Genomic DNA, 18,877 nt, shown 5'->3' on the forward strand with positions numbered 1-18,877 from the left:
GATCCGCGGCTTCCTGCGGCCAAATCTCCCCTCGTTCCTCCAGCGAAAGCCGCCTTCCATGACAGCATCATCCCCGGTCGCCGCCAACCCCGCCGCCGACCCTTCGGCGCGCATCGAAGTGCTGCTGGTCGGCATGAACGGCGACCTGCGCGGCAAGATGATCCCGATCCATGCCGAGGAGAAAGTCTGGAAAAACACCGTGCGCCTGCCGGCCTCGACCCAGTCGCTGGACATCTGGGGCGACGACAATGACGACATTACCGGCCTGTCGCTGACGCTTGGCGATCCCGACGGCATCTGCGTGCCGGACAGACACTCGCTGGCGCCGATGCCCTGGGGGCCGGCGGGTTCGAAGCAGGTGATGGCCACCATGCACACGCTGGAAGGCGCGCCGCATTTCCTGTGTCCGCGGGCGATCCTTGCCAATGTACTGAAGCGCTACGAGGAGCGCGGCCTGACGCCGGTCGTCGCCACCGAGCTGGAATTCTACGTGGTCGAGGACGACTGGCGCGAAACGGGCAAGCCGATGCCGCCGAAGGCGCTGACCTATCGCGGCCAGCCGAACGGGTTCCAGCTCTACGACATGAGCGCCACGGCGGCGATGGCCGATTATCTCGACACCGTACGCCAGTATGCCGATGCGATGGGCCTGCCGGCCGACGCGACGACGGCGGAATTCGGCCCCGGCCAGTTCGAGGTCAACCTCCTGCACAAGCCGGATGCGCTGGCGGCGGCCGATGACTGCGTTTATCTCAAGCGCGTCGTCGATTTCGCCGCCCGCCGCCACGGGCTGAAATCCACCTGCATGGCAAAACCCTATGGCGACCAGGCGGGCTCCGGCCTGCATGTGCATGCCAGCATCCTCGACCGCGACGGTAACAATATCCTCGACGCCAAGGGCGGCGATCCGGTCAAGCTGAAATCGGTGACCGCCGGCATGCTGAAGACTATGCGCGAGGCGCAATTGATCTTCGCGCCGTTTGCCAATTCCTATCGCCGCTTCCAGCCGGGTTCGTTTGCGCCTGACAAGGCCGATTGGGGCTTTGGCAATCGCGGCACGGCGATCCGCATTCCCGACAAGGACGGCCCGGCCGCCCGCATCGAGCACCGTGTTGCCGGCGCCGACGCCAATCCGCATCTGCTGCTGGCGGCCATTCTCGGCGGCATGCTGCTGGGGCTGGACGAGGTGCTGGATCCGGGTCCGGTGACGACGCCGGACAGCGCTCCGGAAAACCCTGATATGCTGACCCACGACTTCCTGACCGCGGTCGAGCTGTTCCGGGCGTCGGATTTTATCGCCGATATCTTCGACATCCGCTATCGCAAGCTCTATGGCGACACCAAGCGCAAGGAAGCGATCACTTATCTGAGGACCGTATCCGACTTCGATTACCAGACCTATCTGGCGCGGATCTAGAGGATATCAACAGCCTCGATTTTTACCGACCGGTAAATAATATCGCGATCTCGACACAATTTTTGCAATAGTTGCGCAAACGGGCGATTTTCTTTCGAGATCCTGCGTTTGCGTGTTTTTCAATCAAAGGTGTGGCCTGCCGTAAAATTCACCCCTTGAATTCTTTGTGGTTTTCTCGTCTCTTTCCGCCTTCCATTAGCCTGAAAGGGGATAAAAAAATGACAAAAATTCAAAAATTGGCCACATCGCTGCTGTTCGGCACCATGCTGATGAGTGCAGCTCCCGCCTTCGCCGAAGCCGTTCTGCATCGCGGCAATGCCGGCGAACCGCAGACCCTCGACTATGCCCATATTTCGATCGACATCGAAGGTTTCGTGGTACGCGACCTGTTCGAAGGCCTGACGATCTATGATTCCAACGGCAAGATCGTTCCCGGCACTGCTGAGAGCTGGACCGTTTCCGACGACGGTACCGTCTACACTTTCAAGATCCGCGACACGGCAACCTGGTCGGATGGCTCGCCGGTCACGGCTGAAGACTTCGTCTTTGCGATGCGCCGCCTCGAAGACCCGAAGACCGCCGCCGAATATGCCAACATCCTCTACCCGATCAAGAATGCCGAAAAGGCCAACAAGGGCGAAGTGCCGATCGACCAGCTCGGCATCAAGGCGATCGACGCCAAGACCCTCGAGATCACGCTCGAGCGCCCGACGCCGTTCATTCTGCAGCTTCTGGCCCATTACACCGCGCTGCCGGTCAGCAAGGCCAATTTCGAGAAGTTCGGCGACCAGTTCGTCAAGCCCGGCAACATGGTTTCGAACGGCGCCTTCGTGCTGCAGGCGCACGTGCCGAACGACACGCTGACCGTCGTCAAGAACGAAAAATACTGGGATGCCGCCAACGTCAAGCTCGACAAGGTGATCTTCTACCCGGTCGACGACGATGCCGCTTCGGTGCGCCGTTTTGAAGCCAAGGAACTCGATCTCGTCTACAATTTCTCGGCCGACCAGATCAAACGCCTGCGCGAGAGCTACAGCGACCAGGTGCATGTGAGCCCCGGCCTTGCCACCTATTACTACGTCTTCGACAACCGCGAGCCGCCATATAACGACGTCAATGTCCGCCGCGCCTTGTCAATGGCCGTCGACCGCGACTTCCTGGCCCAGGAAATCTATGCCGGCGCGCAGCTGCCGGCCTACAATCTCGTACCGCCAGGCATGGAAGGCTATGGCGAAGGCCCGCAGCCGGATTTCGCAGCCCTGTCGCAGATCGACCGCGAAGACAAGGCGGTCGAGCTGATGAAGGCCGCCGGCTACGGCGAAGGCGGCAAGCCGCTCGACATCGAGATCCGCTACAACACCAATGCCAACCACGAGCGCGTCGCCACCGCCGTCGCCGACATGTGGAAGAACACCTTTGGCGCCAAGGTGTCGCTGGTCAATCTCGACGTGGCTTCGCACTACGCCTACCTGCAGGAAGGCGGCAAGTTCAACGTCGCCCGCGCCGGCTGGACAGCAGACTATGCCGATCCTGAAAACTTCCTGGCTCTCGACATCAGCACCAACACCACGTTCAACTACGGAAAGTACAAGAACGAGGAATTCGATGCGCTGATGAAGAAGTCCTACGCGGAAACCGATCCGGCCAAGCGCATGGCCGAGATGAAGAAGGCAGAAACCATTCTGATGAACGACCAGCCGATCGCGCCACTGATGAACAATGCCAATCTGTGGCTGGTGTCGTCGCGTGTTTCGGGCTGGGGCGACAATCCGGTCAACGAGCATCTGTCGAAGTTCCTCAGCGTTTCCGAATAACGAACATAGGGAATGGCGCGCGGCAGCATGATGGCTGTCGCGCGCCATCGTTTTCGCCATGATCTCATTTGTCCTGCGCCGGCTGCTCAGCGCCGTGCCCACGGTGTTCGTCGTCGTGACGATCTCGTTCTTCCTGATGCGCTTCGCGCCGGGTGGCCCGTTCAATCTCGAGCGCCCGCTGCCACCGCAAACCATGGCCAATATCATGGCCACCTACAAGCTCGACCAGCCGCTGTGGCGCCAGTATCTCAACTATCTCGGCAATGCCGCGACCGGCGATTTCGGCCCGAGCTTCATCTACAAGGACAACACGGTGTCCGAACTGATCGGCAAGGCCCTGCCCTATTCGGTAGAACTCGGCCTTTATGCCATCCTGATCGCACTGATCGGCGGCGTGACGCTCGGCACCATTGCAGCCCTTCGCCAGAACAGCGTTCTCGATTTCGGCCTGATGACCTTTGCCACCGTCGGCGTCACCGTACCGAACTTCGTCGTCGGACCGGTGCTGACGCTGATCTTCGCGGTGATGCTGTCCTGGCTGCCAGCCGGTGGCTGGGGTGACGGTTCGGCGCGCAACCTGATCCTGCCGATGACGGCACTCGCCCTGCCGCAACTGGCCGTTTTCGCGCGCCTGACGCGTGGCTCGATGATCGAGGCGCTGCATACCGACCATATCCGCACCGCCCGGGCCTATGGCCTGCCGTCGCGGGTCGTCGTCATCACCCATGCGCTGCGTGGCGCCCTTTTGCCGGTCGTCTCCTATCTGGCGCCCTGTGCCGCCGCACTTTTGACCGGTTCTGCCGTGGTGGAGAGCATCTTCACCATTCCCGGTGTCGGCCGCTATTTCGTGCTCGGCGCGCTCAATCGCGATTATCCCCTGGTCATGGGCACGGTCATCCTCGTCGCTCTGTTCGTGATCGTCTTCAACCTGCTGGTCGACATCGCCTATGGCCTGCTCGACCCGAGGGTCCGCCATGACTGATATATCCACTCCGCTTGCGCCCACGATCGAGGGCCGCAGCCTCGGCCAGCTTGCCCTCTTGCGTTTCCGGCGCAACAAGGCGGCCATGGCCGGCTGCTTCATGCTGCTGCTGATCGTGCTGTTCTCGTTTGCCGGCCCGTTCTTCTCGCCCCATACCTATGATCAGGTCTTCCCGTCCTATGTCTCGATTCCGCCAAGCCTGACGCCGCGGCCGGATCCGGAAACATTGACCGCGGTTGCCGAAGGTGCCGCGCAGCGGGCCCGCCTGAAGATCGAAAATCTCGCCATCGAACACGGTGTCTTCACCGTCAAGGTGACCTCCGATCGGCCGATCGACCCGCGCAGCATCCGCTATTTCGACCGGGTCAACGAGTTCAAGAACACCACGGTGGCCGAAACCTCGCCCGACCAGCTGTCGATGACGCTGACCGGCACGGTCGACCAGCAGTATTTCCCCTTTGGCACCGACAGCAACGGCCGCGACCTTCTGGTCCGTGTCATGCTCGGTGGGCAGATCTCGATTGCCGTCGGCCTTGCCGCTTCGCTGGTCTCGCTCGGCATCGGCGTCATCTATGGGGCGACATCCGGCTATATCGGCGGCCGCGTCGACAATGTGATGATGCGCTTCGTCGAGATCATCTATTCGCTGCCCTTCGTCTTCCTGGTCGTGGTGCTGGTCGTCTTCTTCGGCCGGTCGATCGTGCTGATCTTTGCCGTCATCGGCGCCGTACAATGGCTGGAGATGGCCCGCATCGTGCGCGGCCAGACCCTGTCCTTGAAGCGCCGCGAATTCGTCAGCGCTGCCCAGGCGCTCGGCCTCACCGACTGGCAGATCATCCGCCGCCATATCATCCCCAACACGGTCGGACCGGTCATCGTCTTCGTCACCGTCGTGGTGCCGCAGGTGATCCTGACCGAAAGCTTCCTGTCCTTCCTCGGCCTTGGCGTCCAGGCGCCGCTGGCCAGCTGGGGCACGCTGATCTCGGAAGGCACCAAGAACATGCAGAGCGCGCCGTGGCTGTTGATCTTCCCGGCCATCTTCTTCGTCATCACGCTGTTTGCCCTCAACTTCGTCGGCGACGGCCTGCGCGATGCGCTTGATCCGAAGGATCGATAAGCATGGACAATACTCAAATGAACACCGTGCTGACGGTCAAGGATCTCAAGGTCACCTTCACGACGCCGGACGGCGATGTCGAGGCGGTCAAGGGCGTGTCCTTCGACGTGAAGAAGGGCGAGACGCTTGCCATCGTCGGCGAATCCGGTTCCGGCAAGAGCCAGACGATGATGGGCATCATGGGCCTGCTGGCCTCGAATGGCCGCGTCGAGGGCTCGGCCCGCTACGGCGCGGTCGACCTCGCCCATGCCGGGCTGAAGGACTTGAACACGGTCCGCGGATCGAAGATCACCATGATCTTCCAGGAGCCGATGACCTCGCTCGATCCGCTCTACACGATCGGCAAGCAGATCGCCGAACCGCTGCGCTACCACCGCGGCATGAGCAAAAGCCAGGCCCGGACCCGCGTGCTGGAACTGCTCAACCTGGTCGGCATTCCCGATCCGAACCGCCGCATCGACAGCTATCCGCATGAGTTGTCGGGCGGCCAGCGGCAGCGGGTGATGATCGCCATGGCGCTGGCCAACGAACCCGACGTGCTGATCGCCGACGAGCCGACCACAGCGCTCGACGTCACCATCCAGGCGCAGATCCTCGACCTGCTCGCCGGGTTGCAGAAGCGCTTCGGCATGGCGATCGTGCTGATCACCCATGACCTCGGCGTGGTGAAGCACGTCGCCGACCGCGTCATCGTGATGCGGCGCGGCGAAGTCGTCGAACAGGGCTCGCGCGAAGACATCTTCGAGCGGCCGACCGCCGACTATACCAAGATGCTGCTGGCGGCCGAGCCGCATGGCGTGAAGGCGCCGCCGGCCGATGATGCGCCGATCATGCTGGAAGGCCGCAATGTGGTCGTCGATTTCAACATCGGCAGCGGCTTCCTGTTTCGCGGTTCGAAAACCTTTCGCGCCGTCGACAATGTCAGCCTGACGCTGCGCCAGGGCCAGACCATCGGCGTGGTGGGTGAATCCGGTTCCGGCAAGTCGACGCTGGGGCGCGCCCTGCTCCGACTGCTGGCCTCGGACGGGCGCTACCGCTTCGAGACGACGGATATCTCGCTGCTCGACCGCGGCCAGATGCGCCCCTATCGCCGGCAGATGCAGCTGGTGTTCCAGGACCCCTACGGCTCGCTGTCGCCGCGCCAGACGGTCGGCGAGATCATCACCGAAGGCCTCTACGTACACGAGCCGCAGTTGACCAAGGCCGATCGCGACAAGCGCGCCATCGCGGCCTTGCTGGAAGTCGGCCTCGATCCGGCGGCCCGCAACCGCTATCCGCACGAGTTCTCCGGCGGCCAGCGGCAGCGCATCGCCATTGCCCGCTCGATCATCCTGAAGCCCAAGGTGATCATTCTCGACGAGCCGACCTCGGCGCTCGACCGATCGGTGCAGCTGCAGGTCATCGAACTGCTGCGCGACCTGCAGGAAAAGCATGGCCTGTCCTATGTCTTCATCAGCCACGACCTGTCTGTCGTCCGGGCGATGTCGGATCATGTGGTGGTCATGAAAAACGGCAAGATCGTCGAACAGGGCGCAACGGAGGCCATCTTCGAGCGTCCGGCCGAGGACTATACCAAGGCCCTGATCGCCGCGGCGTTTGCCCATTGAGAGTGTCCTCTCCCGTAACAGGGAGGACTATCGGATAGGGGAAAACCCCTCCCAAACCCTCCCCACAAGGGGGGGGCTTAACCCTGCCGTACCCTCTACGGATAGACCGAGCGGTTTCCGCTAGTCTTCTCCCCCCTTGTGGTGGGGTGAGGAGCGGTCCGCGCAGCGGAGAAATCGATCCAGTGAATCGATTTCAGTGACGAACGCCGGCAGGCCAGAGAGGGCGCTTTATTCAGGCGAACACCTTTTCGACATTCACTCCGGTGCCGGCGCCAGCACCTTCAGTTCGCCGGCATGCAGCTTGACCTCGACAGTCCTCGGCATGCGCAGCAGTTCGCCGTCGACCACGCAGGCCGCCCCCTTGCGGTGTTTTGGGAAATGCAGCTTGACCAGCTTTGCCGTCGAGGCGGTGACGGCCTGGTTTTCCTCCAGCCGGCCGCGCAGGATATCGACGGCGAGATAGGCGACGCCCGACGGCGTCAGCGGATCGGCGAGATAGACCCCGAGCTTGCCGCTCGTCAGGTCGTCGGCGAAAAACAGCGGGTTGTTGCCGATCGGATTGTTGGACACCGAGATGGCCGATACTGCACGGTGCTCGTTGCGGCCATCACCGTCGATGTCGAAGACCACGTCGAAGCGCGGCGGCTGGAACATGACGCTGAGGGCGGCCCGCGTGCTGGCGCGCATCTTGCCGAAGCGCGACGAAAACTCCATGGAATTGCGCATGCGGACCATGCGGGCATGCAGGCCGGCGGAAAACTGGTGCACGAAGGGCCGATCGTTGACGGTGGCGATATCCACGGCGCGCACCGGGCTTTCCGCCAGCGTGTCGAGCACCTGCCAGATGTCGAGCGGCAGTTTCAGCGAACGGGCAAACAGGTTCATGGTGCCGGCCGGCACGACGCCGAGCGGCAGGCCCGCCTTCCAGGCGATGCCGGCGGCGGCCGAAATCGTGCCGTCGCCGCCGCCGGCAATCAGGGCATCATACCCCCCCTCGCCGGCCGCCGATTTCAGCGCGTCCTCGACCTCCTTGCCGGCCACCACCGAACAGGACACCTCATGGCCGGCCCGCTCGAAGGCGGCGGTGGCATGGGCGCAATAGGCCTGCATATCGGTGGTCTTGAAGGTGCCGCCGTCGCGATTGAACACTGCTTTGAGTTTCATGTTTCCGCTTCCGGTGGGCGCTCGACATGGGTCGGGCGCGATTTACAGCGTGGAACAACGTCCGGCGACATCAAAGGTTTCATGCGTCCCAAAAATCGGCGTCACGTCATCGAATTCAAGAGGGTGTGATCAAAGGGGTCTTTACCGCACCGCACAAATCCGTGATATATGTCAAATCACGTCAGCATCATGGCACCGGCAGCAATCTCCTGCCCCGCGCGCCGGTTGCGTCTCCTCCTTCAGCCCAGACGCGCTGCATCTCCCAAGGCAGCGGATTCCAGGTGGTTCATGACCGATACGACTTGCCTGCCCGCCGAACCCGCTGTCCGCGCCACGCAGACTGAGACCCCGGCCGGCTTGACGCCACTGATGGTGATCCTGATCGAGATTGCCCTGGCCGCCGGCGGCTTCGGCATCGGCACCGGTGAATTTGCCATCATGGGCCTCTTGCCGGATGTGGCGACATCCTACGGCGTCAGCGTGCCGGATGCCGGCCAGGTGATCAGCGCCTATGCGCTTGGCGTCGTGGTCGGGGCGCCGATCATTGCCGTGCTGGCTGCCAAGCTGTCGCGCCGCACCCTTTTGCTGCTGCTGATGGGCCTCTTCGCGCTTGGCAATGTCACCAGCGCGCTGGCGCCGGATTTTCTGTCGTTTACCGCGCTGCGCTTCATCACCGGTCTGCCGCATGGCGCCTATTTCGGCGTCGCGGCGCTGGTGGCGGCCTCCATGGCACCGCCGCACCGGCGGGCCCGCGCCGTCGGCCGGGTCATGCTGGGCCTGACCATCGCCACCCTGATCGGCACGCCGGTCGCCACCTTTTTAGGCCAGATCGTCAGCTGGCGCGCGGCCTTCGGCATGGTCGGCGGCATCGGCGTTCTGACCGTCGTGCTGCTCGCCCTCTACCTGCCCAAGGATCAGGTGTCCGAGGGTGCCAGCATTCGCCGCGAACTCGGCGCCTTCGCACGGCTGCAGGTCTGGCTGATGCTGGCGGTTGCCGCCGTCGGCTTCGGCGGCATGTTCTCGATCTTCAGCTATATCGCCAAGACCACCACCGATACCGCCGGCCTGCCGGCCAGCATGATCGCCGTGGTGCTGGCGCTGTTCGGCGTCGGCATGAATGTCGGCAATGTGCTGGGCAGCCGCATGGCGGATTATTCGCTGAACGGCACGATCGGCGGCATGCTGGCCTTCAATGTCGTGCTGATGAGCGTGTTTTCGCTGACCGCCCATGATCCCGTGATGCTGTGCATCTGCGTGTTCCTGACCGGCTGCGGCTTTGCCGCCTGTCCGGCCGTGCAGACGCGGTTGATGGATGTCGCCGCCGACGCCCAGACGCTGGCCGCCGCCTCCAACCATTCCGCCTTCAACATCGCCAATGCGCTGGGCGCCTGGCTCGGCGGCCTGGTCATCTCGGCCGGCTACGGCTATGGCGCCACCGGCTATGTCGGCGCGGTGCTGTCCTTCCTGGGACTTCTGGTGTTCGGCCTGTCCGTGCTGCTCGAAAGGCGTCCGTCAGGCCGCCTCTGAAGGGATGTCGGCGGCAGCTTCCTGAACGGGCATACTTGCGAACGTCGCTGATCGGTATCACTTGAGTGCGTGCAAACTATTCAAGGAGAGTTTTCATGCGCGCCATTGGTTTTACGATACCCCAGCCCATCACCGCGGACACGGCACTGATCGACTTCAACATGCCGATGCCAGAGCCGAACGGCCAGGACATCCTCGTCGAGATCAAGGCCGTCTCGGTCAATCCCGTCGACACCAAGGTGCGCAACAATGCGGTGCCGGAGCCCGGCCAGACCCGCGTACTCGGCTATGACGCGGCCGGCGTGGTCAAGGCCATCGGCGATGCCGTCACGCTGTTCAAGCCGGGCGACGAAGTGTTTTATGCCGGCGCCATCAACCGCCCCGGCACCAATAGCGAGTATCATCTGGTCGACGAGCGGATCGTCGGCTTGAAGCCGAAGACCTTGAGTTTTGCCGAGGCTGCTGCCCTGCCGCTGACCGCCATTACCGCCTATGAGGCGCTGTTCCACCGCCTCAAGGTCCAGGACAAGGTGCCGGGTGCCACGCACGCGATCCTGATCACCGGCGGGGCCGGCGGCGTCGGCTCGATCGCCATCCAGTTGGCCAAGGAACTGACCGACCTGACGGTGATTGCCACCGCCTCGCGGCCGGAAACGGCCGAATGGGTGAAAACGCTCGGCGCCGACCATGCCATCGACCACAGCCAGCCGATGGCCTCCCAGTACGAGGCTCTCGGCATCGGCGCACCGGCCTTCATCTTTTCCGTCACCCACAGCGACGTGCACAAGGCCGATCTCGCCGCCATCATCGCGCCGCAGGGCCGCCTCTGCATCATCGACGACCCAAAGGGCGGCTTCGACATCATGGCCTTCAAGGGCAAGGCCGTGTCGATCCATTGGGAAATGATGTTTGCCCGCTCCGTGCACCAGACTGCCGACATGATCGAGCAGCACACGCTGCTGACCCATGTTGCCGAGCTGGTCGACGCCGGCAAGATCCGTACGACGCTGTCGGAAACACTCGGGGTGATCAATGCCGCAAACCTGAAAAAAGCCCACGCCCTGGTCGAAAGCGGCCGCATGAAGGGCAAGGTCGTGCTCGAAGGGTTCTGACCAAATTCGCCCTTGATCGGTTCTCCTCTGTTGAGGGGCAGCCCCTCAACCGCCTGCCGGCACCTTCTCCCCGCAAGCGGGGAGAAGGACGGGCGCCGCTCGGGTAACGTCCCTCTCGCACGTCGAGTTGAGCACGTCCCCTCTCCCCGCCTGCGGGGAGAGGGTTAGGGTGAGGGGCAGGCCAATAACTCCCCTCATCCCCTACCGTCCGGCAGTTTCAGCGGTCCGGCCGTCTTGACGCTGCGGATGGCGAAGTTCGACTGGATGTCGGTGACATGCGGCAGGACCAGCAGCTTGTCGGTCAAGAGCGCCTCGTAGGCGGCGAGATTTTCCACCACCACTTCCGCCAGAAAATCCGAATGGCCTGAGATCATCGAGCAGCCAACCACTTCCGGCAGGTCCTGCAAGGCCTGCTGGAACTCCTGGGCATGCTGGCGGGTGTGATGGGCCACCTTGAAAGCGATGAAGACGGTCAGCTCCAGCCCGACGGCGCGGCGATCGATATCGGCGCGGTAGCCGCGGATAATCCCCGCCTCCTCCATCAGACGGATGCGCCGCAGGCAGGGCGACGGCGACAGGCCGACCGTGTCGGCGACCTCGACATTGGTGGCCCGGCCGTTGGTCTGCAGCGCCGCCAGGATGGCGAGATCGAATTTGTCGAGTTTTGGCATGTTTTTGTCCTTCGGCGCCAGCCAGTTCCCACTTATGCCAATATTCCAACATCCGCCGGCAGAAATAGCAAGGACAGGAAAGCCTCGCCTGGACTAGGATGGTGCTTCGAACCGCATACGAAGAGGCCTCCATGTCCCCGGCAGCAGAGACGACCAAACCCACCCTGTCGGCCGGCATCGGCGCCGCCTCGGCGCTTTCGGTGGTGCTGATCTGGGCGGCGTGGCTGATCTCGACCCGCCACAGCGTCGGCGGCTCCCTGTCGGCGCTCGACCTCAGCCTGCTGCGCTACGGCATTCCGGGCCTGCTGCTGGCGCCTGTCTGGCTGAAGACCGGATTGTGGCCGAAGGGCGTGCCGAAACTGCCTCTCGTGCTGATGGTGCTCGGCTCCGGCGCGCCGTTCTTCCAGGTGGTCGCCTTCGGCATGCGCTCGACACCTGCCTCGGCTGCCGGCGTGCTGCTGCCCGGCATCATGCCGCTGGCGACCGCGCTGATCGGCATGGCGCTGCTCGGCGAACGGCCGGACCGCATGCGCAAATGCGGCATGGCGGCGATCCTTACCGGCGGCCTGCTGCTGCTGGCGGCCAATCTGTCGACGGGCACGCTGTCCTGGGTGAGCTATACCATCCTGCCGGCCGGCGCGACGCTCTGGGCGATCTACACCCATGCCTTCCGTCGTTCCGGCCTGTCGGCCTTCGAAGGCGGTGCGCTGATCTGCGTCTGGTCGACGATCATCAACCTGGCCTTTGTGCTGTTCTACGGCACGCATCTTTTGAGCGCACCATTTTCGGAAACCGGCCTGCAGATGCTCACCCAGGGTATCCTGTCCGGGCTGGTGGCGACGCTGCTCTACGGCGCTGCGGTGCGCAGCCTCGGCGGCACGCAGGCGGCCGCCTATACCGCGGTGACGCCGGTGGCGGCTGCCATCGGCGGCGGGCTGCTGCTCGGCGAGCCGATCGGGCCGGTAACGATCCTCGCCACGCTGGTGACCGGCGCCGGCGTGGTGTTGTCGACCGGCCTTTTGTCCCACCATCGCCGGACATAGAACGGCCCGAAGCGTCAAGCCCCGTCCCTGCTGGCGGCCGGCGATGCGCCGGGCGATGCCGGCTGTCGGATGCCGATCGTCACGCCGAGAAGAGCCAAGCCGCCGCCGACCAGATGATAGATTTCGAGCCGCTCGCCCAGCAAAGCCCAAGCGAGCACCGCTACGAAGACCGGCAGAAGATTGATGGCAAGCGCGCTGCGCGCCGCACCGAGATGGCGGATTGCCACCATCCAGCAGAACGGCGCGAGCAGCGAGGTGGGAATGGCGGCAAAGAGGATCAACGACAGGTTTGACGGGGTGATCGGGCTGATATGGCTCGACAGCCAGATCGGCAAGAGGAAGAGGGTCGCAAAGGCGATCTGCCACCAGAGCTGTAGCCACATCGGCAATGGCAGCGCCCAGCGCTTCAGCAGCACGCCATAGAGCGCGTTGGCGATGACCGCCACGATCATCAGGCCATCGCCGATATGGATGCCGCCCTCAAGCAGGTCAGCCGGATTGCCACGGGAAATCAGGTAGACCAGGCCCAGGACGGAGACAGCGCCCCCGATCAACCGCATCAACGTCACTCTTTCGGCCGCGAAAGCCGAGGCCAGCAGGATGGCGATCAATGGCATCAAGGCGATCAGCAGGCCCATATTGACGGCCGTGGTGGTCTTGGCCGCCTCATAGGCAAGGCTCTGATAGATCACCATGCCGAGCAGACCCAGGCAGGCAAGCTTTGGCGCGAGCTTCAGACCCGCAACGCGATGGGTCCAGATCTGCCGGGCCACGAACGGCGACAGAATGAGCAAGGCCAGCAGCCAGCGATAGAAGGAGATCGACGCCGGTTCGATCACGCCGGCCGAAGCCTTGGTGACGATCGTATTGCCCGACCAGATCAAAATCGTCAGGACAGCCAACAGGCCTGCCGTGATCTCCCCCGAGCGCAAACCTTTCTGCGTGTCGTCTGCCATCGTTCTGTGCCCCCGGACAAGGACGGCCGGTGCCGCCCCTGCCAGCTTCTAGCATAAGTCCGGAATTCATTATATCGTGAGTTTCGGACAATCCATTGCGGAGAATGGCCAATGCCCATCGTCTACGGAGACCTGGACGGCGAACCGCCGGATCCCGTGTCGTTTCGAACCGTGCATTTCAGGGCCGGCACGGTCTTTCCACCACGCCGCCAGACCTGGGGCGAACTCAACTATGCGATCCAGGGTGTTGCCGAAATCTCGGTGGAGGGCGTGACCTATCTCTCGCCGCCGCAATATGCGCTGTGGATACCGCCCGGCTCTGAACACGATGCGATCACCCGGCAGGACATTCGATATGTCTCGATCTACGTGGCGCCAGACTTTTGCAGCGAGCTGCCGCAGCAGCCTTGTACGTTGGATGTCAGCAACGTGCTGAAAGCTGTCGTCGCCGATTTCGAGCTCCGGGGTATCCACCATCCCCGCACGCCGCAGGACATGCGTCTGGCCATGGTGATCATCGATCAGATCGGTGCCGCCCCACGCTTCGATCGATATCTTCCAACGACGGACGACCCGTTGCTGGCGCCGGTGCTGGCGCGACTGCAGCAAAATCCCGGCGATACGCGCTCGCTGTCGGAATGGGCGAAAAGCGTCGGCGTGACCGAGCGGACGCTGGCGCGCCGATGCCAGCAACAGCTTGGCCTGTCCTTCAACCACTGGCGGCTTCGCCTGAGATTGCTGACGGCGCTTGCCCTGATCGAAGAGGGCGAGGCCATCCATCGCATCGCGCAACGCCTCGGCTACAGCACGCCTTCGGCCTTCATCGCCATGTTCCAGCGCCTGACCGGCCAGAACCCGACGGCGATGCGCAGACGTTAGGCCTGCAGCACCACGACCCGACCGCCGACAGCGACGCGCTCGTAGAGATCGATGACATCGTGGTTCATCATCCGCACGCAGCCGGACGACATGGCAAGGCCGATCGACTGCGGCTGGTTGGTGCCGTGGATGCGGAACATGGTGTCGTTGCCGCCGCGGTAGAGATAGATGGCGCGGGCACCGAGCGGATTGTTGGGGCCGCCGGGCAGACCGCCGGCATATTTCCTGTTCTTTTCCGGATTGGTGCGCAGCATATTGGGCGACGGCGTCCAGCTCGGCCATTCCGCCTTGCGCCCGATATAGGCCTGACCGGCCAGCGCATAGCCGTTGCGGCCGACGCCGACCCCATAGCGCATCGCCTGGCCATTGCCGAGCACGTAATAGAGGCGGCGGGCCGGCGTATCGACGACGATGGTGCCGGCCGGATGGGTCGTCTCATAGGCCACTTCCGTGCGGCGCAGTTCCGGCTTGATCTTGTCCAGCGGCACCGGCTTCAGCGGAAATTTTTCGTCCGGCAGCGCGCCATATTTCGCCTGCTGGCTTGGCCCCGCGGTGCACCCCGCCAGAACCAAGGGCAGGCCAATCAGCAAAGCGCGGCGGGAAATCGTCATCTTTATGTCCTTGGTGGGGCGCGAATCTCTGCGTCAACCCTAGGGAAATTATGGTTAACGGAGATTTAACAGCGCCGGCCCGCAGCCGCGTCCCCTTAACGAAAGGCAATTTTTGAAGTCCCCGAAAGAGCGGCGCATCGCTGGTCGCCATGGGGGCGAGCACGCAACCGCTCTCGTGCCTGATCGACAGGATGGGTCCCGTGACTTTGCCAATTGCCAAATCGGCCAATCCTGCCACCATGGCGCGCAGCGTCAATCGGGGGATTTTCCATGAACAGCCTTGTCACCTCACTTACCGGCACGACCTGGTTCGGCTATGTCGCGCGGACCATACTGACCTTCATGTTCTGGGCCAGTGGCCTTTCCAAGCTTCTGGATTTCAGCGCCGCCATGGGCGAAATGCGCCATTTCGGCCTTGAGCCGGCGCCGCTCTTTGCGGTGGCCACGATCATCGTGCAACTGACCGGATCGGCGCTTGTCATCCTCAACCGCTGGACCTGGCTCGGCGCCGGCGCACTTGCCGTGTTCACCGTCCTGACCATCCCGATCGCGCACCATTTCTGGACCATGGAGGAGCCGTTCCGCACCATCGAATTCCATGTGGCCATGGAACATATCTCTGTCATCGGCGCGCTGATGGTGGTGGCCTGGAAGGCCGGGCGGTAGGGCTGCAGCACCAGCAAGCGGCGCTCCGCAAAGGGGGGCGTTTCTTGGCCGTTTCATTGAAAGGTGCATCGGTTGGTGCTATATTTGGTGCGAAGGAGCCCAGCCGATGCGCACGACGATTACCATTGACGATCAGTTGCTGGCAGACGCCAAGGAGTTTACCGGCATTCAGGAGACCCCGACCCTTGTGCGGATGGCGCTTCAGGCTCTTGTTCAGCGAGAAGCAGCAAACCGTCTTGCCAAGCTCGGCGGCAGTGAGCCGGACTTTCGAGCAGCCCCCAGACAGCGACCGGATGAGCCGTGATCCTCGTCGATACCAATATCTGGGCGGATCATCTGGGCAAACCGGACCAAAGGCTCTTAAATTTGATCCGGACTGACGATATTTGTGCTCATCCTCACGTGATCGGCGAACTGGCGCTAGGAAACCTGAGACAATTCGACGTCGTCATACGTTTTCTGAAAAGCCTCCGTCAGGCCAATACGGCCCGTGAAGATGAGGTTCTGACTTTGGTGAGAGACCACAAACTCTCAGGTTCCGGTATAGGTTACAGCGATGCTCACCTCATCGCATCGCTTCTTATCACTCCGAATACCCTGCTTTGGACCCGCGACAAAAGGCTCTACGCAGTGGCCCAGCGCTTTGGACTGGCGATAAAGCCATGAACAGGCAAACGTAAACCAATTCACAATCGTCAACGCATCCCCTCTCCAAGCCAGGAGGGGGTGCCACCATCACATTCTCGGATTACCCAGCCCCTCGCCACCCTGCGGCGAGACCTTGCGCGAATGCATCGTACTTTTCACCGCCTACTTGTCAAAGAATGAAGCTATCCGATGTGAGTTCGACGCCGCGGTTCAGGTTGAAGGCGAAATCGACGCGCCGGTCGCCGTTGAGATCGGCGCTGACGATCGTGCAGGAGTTGAGGTAGTCCACCCTCAATTCCGAAGCGGAGCCGGAAAATGCGGCGCTTGCAATCCAGGTGAAGGCCTGGTCGCTCGCCACCCGGCTATTGGCATCGATGGCCACAAGGTCGATCAGATCGCTCTCGGACGCCGAAAAATCATAGATCATGTCTCGCGCTGCCGCCGTGGAGGCAGTGACCGTGGCGAAGACGAAGGTGTCGGCGCCGGCACCGCCGTACAGCCTGTCGGCGTTCAGGCCGCCGATGAGCGTATCGTTTCCCGCCTCGCCATATAGAGAGTCCGTGCCGGCCTCGCCATACAGCGTATCGCCGCCAAGCCCGCCATAAAGCTGGTCATTGCCCGCCCCGGCATAGAAGATATTCGCCTGGTCATTGCCGGTCATCCCATCGGCAAAGCGGGTGGCGATGAAGGTCTCGACATTGACATAGGTTTCGCTGAGGGCGTCGTTCCTGTTCAGGCTGGCATCGGCCAGATTGAGGATGACCGCCCGGGTGGACGTGGCGAAGGACAGGCTGTCATTGCCGTCGCCTCCGTCGTAGGCGTCAACACCGAGTTCCACCAGGAAGCGGTCGTCGCCGGCATCGCCATTCAGAACGTCGTTTCCCGGACCGCCATTGAGCACGTCGTTGTCGGCGCCGCCATTCAGCGTATCATTTCCCAGACCACCATTGAGCACGTCGTCGCCGGTGCCGCCATTCAGCGTATCGTCCCCAAGACCGCCATTGAGCGTGTCGGTGCCGCCGCCGCCGGTGAGCCCGTTATTGGCATCATTGCCGGTGATCGTATCATTGCCGCTGCCGCCGACGGCGTTTTCGATCAGCGAGCGAATATCGCCGCTGTAGAGCAGGGCATTGGCCAGATTGCCGCGTGCCAGGTTCGTTGCGCGACTGCCGCCGTCGAGGTCAGCCAGCTGTGCCTGGGCGAAGGTGGACCATTGTCCGGGTCGAAGATCGATCTGCAGGTTCGTCGTGTAATTGGAAAGGTCGTAGGTATCGCTGCCATTGCCGTCCCAGATGGTCCGGAAGATGCGGTTGCCGCCGGGCGTGCCCTGCCCCTCGCCATTGATGAACATTTCGCCGGTCGTGCTGGAAAAGGTATAGACCGAGTCGCCACTGAACACCTCGCCGCTCGCCGCGTAACTGGCGCCATAAAGATATTGCAGCGCCACGATGTCCAGCATCATGAACGATTGGGCATTGCCCCAGGTCTCGTTCTCGCTGCCATCGCGGACGGAATCGCCGACATGGTCGCGATAGGTCATCACCGTGAATTCGTTGCTGTCGTAGGCAGCGCTCAGCCTTCCAAAGCCGGCGCGGATTTCGTGACCGTGCGCCAATCCCAGCGCATGGCCGATCTCGTGCAGGAAACCTTCGTTATAGGCGTAGCTGCCGAGGACCGGGCTGTCATAGGTACCGTCGTTGCGGAACCAGACATCGCCCGCGGCCTCGTAGCTGCCCGGAAAATAGGCATGGGCCGTGGCGGTGGACAGGGTCTGACCGAGCCTGATCGTGGCGGAGGAGACGTCCGATCCCGTCCTCTCGGAAAAATTCAGGTTGGTGAAACCGGATATCTCGGCGAACACGGCGCGCGTGGCAGACTGTTGCGTGGCGTTCAGCACGCCGAAGCCGTTATTGGGCTCGCCCGTACGGCTGTAGTTCGCACCATAATCGCTCGCCGACGTGGCGAATGAAAAACTCACCGTGGCATCGGTCCATTTGTAACCACCCACCAGTGCATCCCAATACTGCCGCGATGACGCAACCGTCGCAACACTCATCGATATCCCCTTCGCTACACTCACATAAGCGTAGCCTAATAAAGAGGATTCAATATTTCTCTGTAAAGGAAGGTAGTTAAGCGTTTCCGAATCGCGCGCGAGCCATCAATGCCGTGCCCCGTTCGGATCAACCGATCCGTCGCCGCGCCTCCAGGCCGCGGCGATCCGGGCGGGCCCGAATTTCCCCAAAATCACATATTCGGATAGACCGGTCCTTCGCCGCCCTGGGGCGGGACCCAGGTGATGTTCTGGTTGGGGTCCTTGATGTCGCAGGTCTTGCAGTGCACGCAGTTCTGGGCGTTGATGACGAAAACGTCCTCGCCGTCCTTTTCCACCCATTCGTAGACGCCGGCCGGACAGTAGCGGGTCGATGGGCCCGCATAGATGTCGTGTTCGGAGCGCTTCTGCAGCTGCATGTCCTTGACCTTGAGGTGCACCGGCTGGTCCTCCTCGTGGTTGGTGTTGGACAGGAAGACCGATGACAGGCGGTCGAAGGTCAGCACACCATCCGGCCGTGGATAGGCGATCGGCTTGTGTTTGGCGGCCGGCTCCAGCGAGGCCGCATCGGTCTTGCCGTGTTTCAGCGTGCCGAAGACCGAGAGACCGA

Annotated in this window: 18 protein-coding genes; 12 read left to right on the forward strand and 6 right to left on the reverse strand. The window is 62.6% G+C overall.

Annotation, left to right across the window (positions count from 1 at the left end):
* Positions 1-58 precede the first annotated feature (58 nt).
* The 5 genes from HGO38_RS11330 to HGO38_RS11350 all read left to right on the forward strand — a co-directional run bounded on the left by HGO38_RS11330 (position 59) and on the right by HGO38_RS11350 (position 6,937).
* Complete coding sequence (locus HGO38_RS11330; RefSeq protein WP_250955975.1) at positions 59-1,417, forward strand: glutamine synthetase family protein; 1,359 nt, start codon at positions 59-61, stop codon at positions 1,415-1,417.
* Between the two features lie 263 nt (positions 1,418-1,680).
* Complete coding sequence (locus HGO38_RS11335) at positions 1,681-3,231, forward strand: peptide ABC transporter substrate-binding protein (RefSeq protein ID WP_502941543.1); 1,551 nt, start codon at positions 1,681-1,683, stop codon at positions 3,229-3,231.
* Between the two features lie 58 nt (positions 3,232-3,289).
* Positions 3,290-4,213 carry an oligopeptide ABC transporter permease OppB gene (gene oppB / locus HGO38_RS11340; RefSeq protein WP_250955977.1) on the forward strand — a complete coding sequence of 308 codons (924 nt, stop codon included), beginning with the start codon at positions 3,290-3,292 and terminating at the stop codon, positions 4,211-4,213.
* Positions 4,206-5,330 (forward strand): ABC transporter permease, encoded by a 1,125-nt coding sequence (locus HGO38_RS11345; protein ID WP_250955978.1) that lies wholly within the window; start codon positions 4,206-4,208, stop codon positions 5,328-5,330. Before oppB ends, HGO38_RS11345 begins: the two co-directional genes overlap by 8 nt.
* Positions 5,331-5,332: 2 nt before the next feature.
* Positions 5,333-6,937, forward strand: a complete 1,605-nt coding sequence (locus HGO38_RS11350) for an ABC transporter ATP-binding protein (protein ID WP_250955979.1) — start codon at positions 5,333-5,335, stop codon at positions 6,935-6,937.
* 255 nt (positions 6,938-7,192) lie between these two features.
* Here the strand turns inward: HGO38_RS11350 and HGO38_RS11355 are convergent, their stop codons facing one another.
* Positions 7,193-8,101: a diacylglycerol/lipid kinase family protein gene (locus HGO38_RS11355; protein ID WP_250955980.1), complete on the reverse strand. Its 909-nt coding sequence runs from the start codon at positions 8,099-8,101 to the stop codon at positions 7,193-7,195.
* A gap of 288 nt (positions 8,102-8,389) precedes the next feature.
* Here HGO38_RS11355 and HGO38_RS11360 point away from each other — a divergent pair, with 288 nt between their 5' ends.
* Together HGO38_RS11360 and HGO38_RS11365 are read left to right on the forward strand one after the other, a co-directional pair.
* On the forward strand, positions 8,390-9,628 hold the full coding sequence (locus tag HGO38_RS11360; protein ID WP_250955981.1) for an MFS transporter: 1,239 nt from the start codon (positions 8,390-8,392) through the stop codon (positions 9,626-9,628).
* 95 nt (positions 9,629-9,723) lie between these two features.
* Positions 9,724-10,740 (forward strand): zinc-binding alcohol dehydrogenase family protein, encoded by a 1,017-nt coding sequence (locus HGO38_RS11365; protein ID WP_250955982.1) that lies wholly within the window; start codon positions 9,724-9,726, stop codon positions 10,738-10,740.
* Between the two features lie 194 nt (positions 10,741-10,934).
* Here the strand turns inward: HGO38_RS11365 and HGO38_RS11370 are convergent, their stop codons facing one another.
* A complete protein-coding gene (locus HGO38_RS11370) occupies positions 10,935-11,411 on the reverse strand; it encodes an Lrp/AsnC family transcriptional regulator (protein WP_250955983.1) in 477 nt (158 codons plus the stop codon).
* 131 nt (positions 11,412-11,542) lie between these two features.
* Between HGO38_RS11370 and HGO38_RS11375 the strand changes: the two genes are divergently transcribed.
* The gene (locus HGO38_RS11375; protein ID WP_250955984.1) at positions 11,543-12,454 is read left to right on the forward strand and encodes a DMT family transporter; all 912 of its coding nucleotides are present in this window, start codon (positions 11,543-11,545) and stop codon (positions 12,452-12,454) included.
* 14 nt (positions 12,455-12,468) lie between these two features.
* Here HGO38_RS11375 and HGO38_RS11380 read toward each other — a convergent pair whose 3' ends face one another.
* Complete coding sequence (locus HGO38_RS11380) at positions 12,469-13,410, reverse strand: DMT family transporter (protein WP_250955985.1); 942 nt, start codon at positions 13,408-13,410, stop codon at positions 12,469-12,471.
* A 111-nt stretch (positions 13,411-13,521) separates the two neighbouring features.
* On the opposite strand from HGO38_RS11380, the gene HGO38_RS11385 reads away from it, so the two are divergent.
* Complete coding sequence (locus HGO38_RS11385; protein WP_250955986.1) at positions 13,522-14,289, forward strand: AraC family transcriptional regulator; 768 nt, start codon at positions 13,522-13,524, stop codon at positions 14,287-14,289.
* On the opposite strand, the gene HGO38_RS11390 is transcribed toward HGO38_RS11385, so the two are convergent.
* On the reverse strand, positions 14,286-14,900 hold the full coding sequence (locus HGO38_RS11390) for a L,D-transpeptidase (RefSeq protein WP_250955987.1): 615 nt from the start codon (positions 14,898-14,900) through the stop codon (positions 14,286-14,288). The genes HGO38_RS11385 and HGO38_RS11390 overlap by 4 nt on opposite strands.
* 270 nt (positions 14,901-15,170) lie before the next feature.
* Between HGO38_RS11390 and HGO38_RS11395 the strand changes: the two genes are divergently transcribed.
* The 3 genes from HGO38_RS11395 to HGO38_RS11405 all read left to right on the forward strand — a co-directional run bounded on the left by HGO38_RS11395 (position 15,171) and on the right by HGO38_RS11405 (position 16,232).
* A complete protein-coding gene (locus HGO38_RS11395) occupies positions 15,171-15,566 on the forward strand; it encodes a DoxX family protein (RefSeq protein ID WP_250955988.1) in 396 nt (131 codons plus the stop codon).
* Positions 15,567-15,672: 106 nt separating this feature from the next.
* Positions 15,673-15,870: a type II toxin-antitoxin system VapB family antitoxin gene (locus HGO38_RS11400; protein WP_250955989.1), complete on the forward strand. Its 198-nt coding sequence runs from the start codon at positions 15,673-15,675 to the stop codon at positions 15,868-15,870.
* Positions 15,867-16,232 (forward strand): type II toxin-antitoxin system VapC family toxin, encoded by a 366-nt coding sequence (locus HGO38_RS11405; RefSeq protein WP_250955990.1) that lies wholly within the window; start codon positions 15,867-15,869, stop codon positions 16,230-16,232. The genes HGO38_RS11400 and HGO38_RS11405 overlap by 4 nt, the downstream gene beginning before the upstream one ends.
* A gap of 151 nt (positions 16,233-16,383) precedes the next feature.
* On the opposite strand, the gene HGO38_RS31025 is transcribed toward HGO38_RS11405, so the two are convergent.
* Together HGO38_RS31025 and HGO38_RS11415 are read right to left on the reverse strand one after the other, a co-directional pair.
* A complete protein-coding gene (locus tag HGO38_RS31025) occupies positions 16,384-18,270 on the reverse strand; it encodes a M10 family metallopeptidase (RefSeq protein WP_284739382.1) in 1,887 nt (628 codons plus the stop codon).
* 191 nt (positions 18,271-18,461) lie between these two features.
* A partial coding sequence (locus tag HGO38_RS11415; protein WP_250955991.1) for a 4Fe-4S dicluster domain-containing protein occupies positions 18,462-18,877 on the reverse strand: 416 nt, incomplete at its 5' end.

The organism is Rhizobium sp. CG5, assembly GCF_023701945.1.
GTDB lineage: Bacteria > Pseudomonadota > Alphaproteobacteria > Rhizobiales > Rhizobiaceae > Allorhizobium.

Coding starts and splice junctions, on each gene's coding strand:
- HGO38_RS11330 (WP_250955975.1), top strand. CDS start 59: ATGACAGCATCATCCCCGGTCGCCGCCAACCCCGCCGCCGACCCTTCG.
- HGO38_RS11335 (WP_502941543.1), top strand. CDS start 1,681: ATGCTGATGAGTGCAGCTCCCGCCTTCGCCGAAGCCGTTCTGCATCGC.
- oppB (WP_250955977.1), top strand. CDS start 3,290: ATGATCTCATTTGTCCTGCGCCGGCTGCTCAGCGCCGTGCCCACGGTG.
- HGO38_RS11345 (WP_250955978.1), top strand. CDS start 4,206: ATGACTGATATATCCACTCCGCTTGCGCCCACGATCGAGGGCCGCAGC.
- HGO38_RS11350 (WP_250955979.1), top strand. CDS start 5,333: ATGGACAATACTCAAATGAACACCGTGCTGACGGTCAAGGATCTCAAG.
- HGO38_RS11355 (WP_250955980.1), bottom strand. CDS start 8,101: ATGAAACTCAAAGCAGTGTTCAATCGCGACGGCGGCACCTTCAAGACC.
- HGO38_RS11360 (WP_250955981.1), top strand. CDS start 8,390: ATGACCGATACGACTTGCCTGCCCGCCGAACCCGCTGTCCGCGCCACG.
- HGO38_RS11365 (WP_250955982.1), top strand. CDS start 9,724: ATGCGCGCCATTGGTTTTACGATACCCCAGCCCATCACCGCGGACACG.
- HGO38_RS11370 (WP_250955983.1), bottom strand. CDS start 11,411: ATGCCAAAACTCGACAAATTCGATCTCGCCATCCTGGCGGCGCTGCAG.
- HGO38_RS11375 (WP_250955984.1), top strand. CDS start 11,543: ATGTCCCCGGCAGCAGAGACGACCAAACCCACCCTGTCGGCCGGCATC.
- HGO38_RS11380 (WP_250955985.1), bottom strand. CDS start 13,410: ATGGCAGACGACACGCAGAAAGGTTTGCGCTCGGGGGAGATCACGGCA.
- HGO38_RS11385 (WP_250955986.1), top strand. CDS start 13,522: ATGCCCATCGTCTACGGAGACCTGGACGGCGAACCGCCGGATCCCGTG.
- HGO38_RS11390 (WP_250955987.1), bottom strand. CDS start 14,900: ATGACGATTTCCCGCCGCGCTTTGCTGATTGGCCTGCCCTTGGTTCTG.
- HGO38_RS11395 (WP_250955988.1), top strand. CDS start 15,171: ATGAACAGCCTTGTCACCTCACTTACCGGCACGACCTGGTTCGGCTAT.
- HGO38_RS11400 (WP_250955989.1), top strand. CDS start 15,673: ATGCGCACGACGATTACCATTGACGATCAGTTGCTGGCAGACGCCAAG.
- HGO38_RS31025 (WP_284739382.1), bottom strand. CDS start 18,270: ATGAGTGTTGCGACGGTTGCGTCATCGCGGCAGTATTGGGATGCACTG.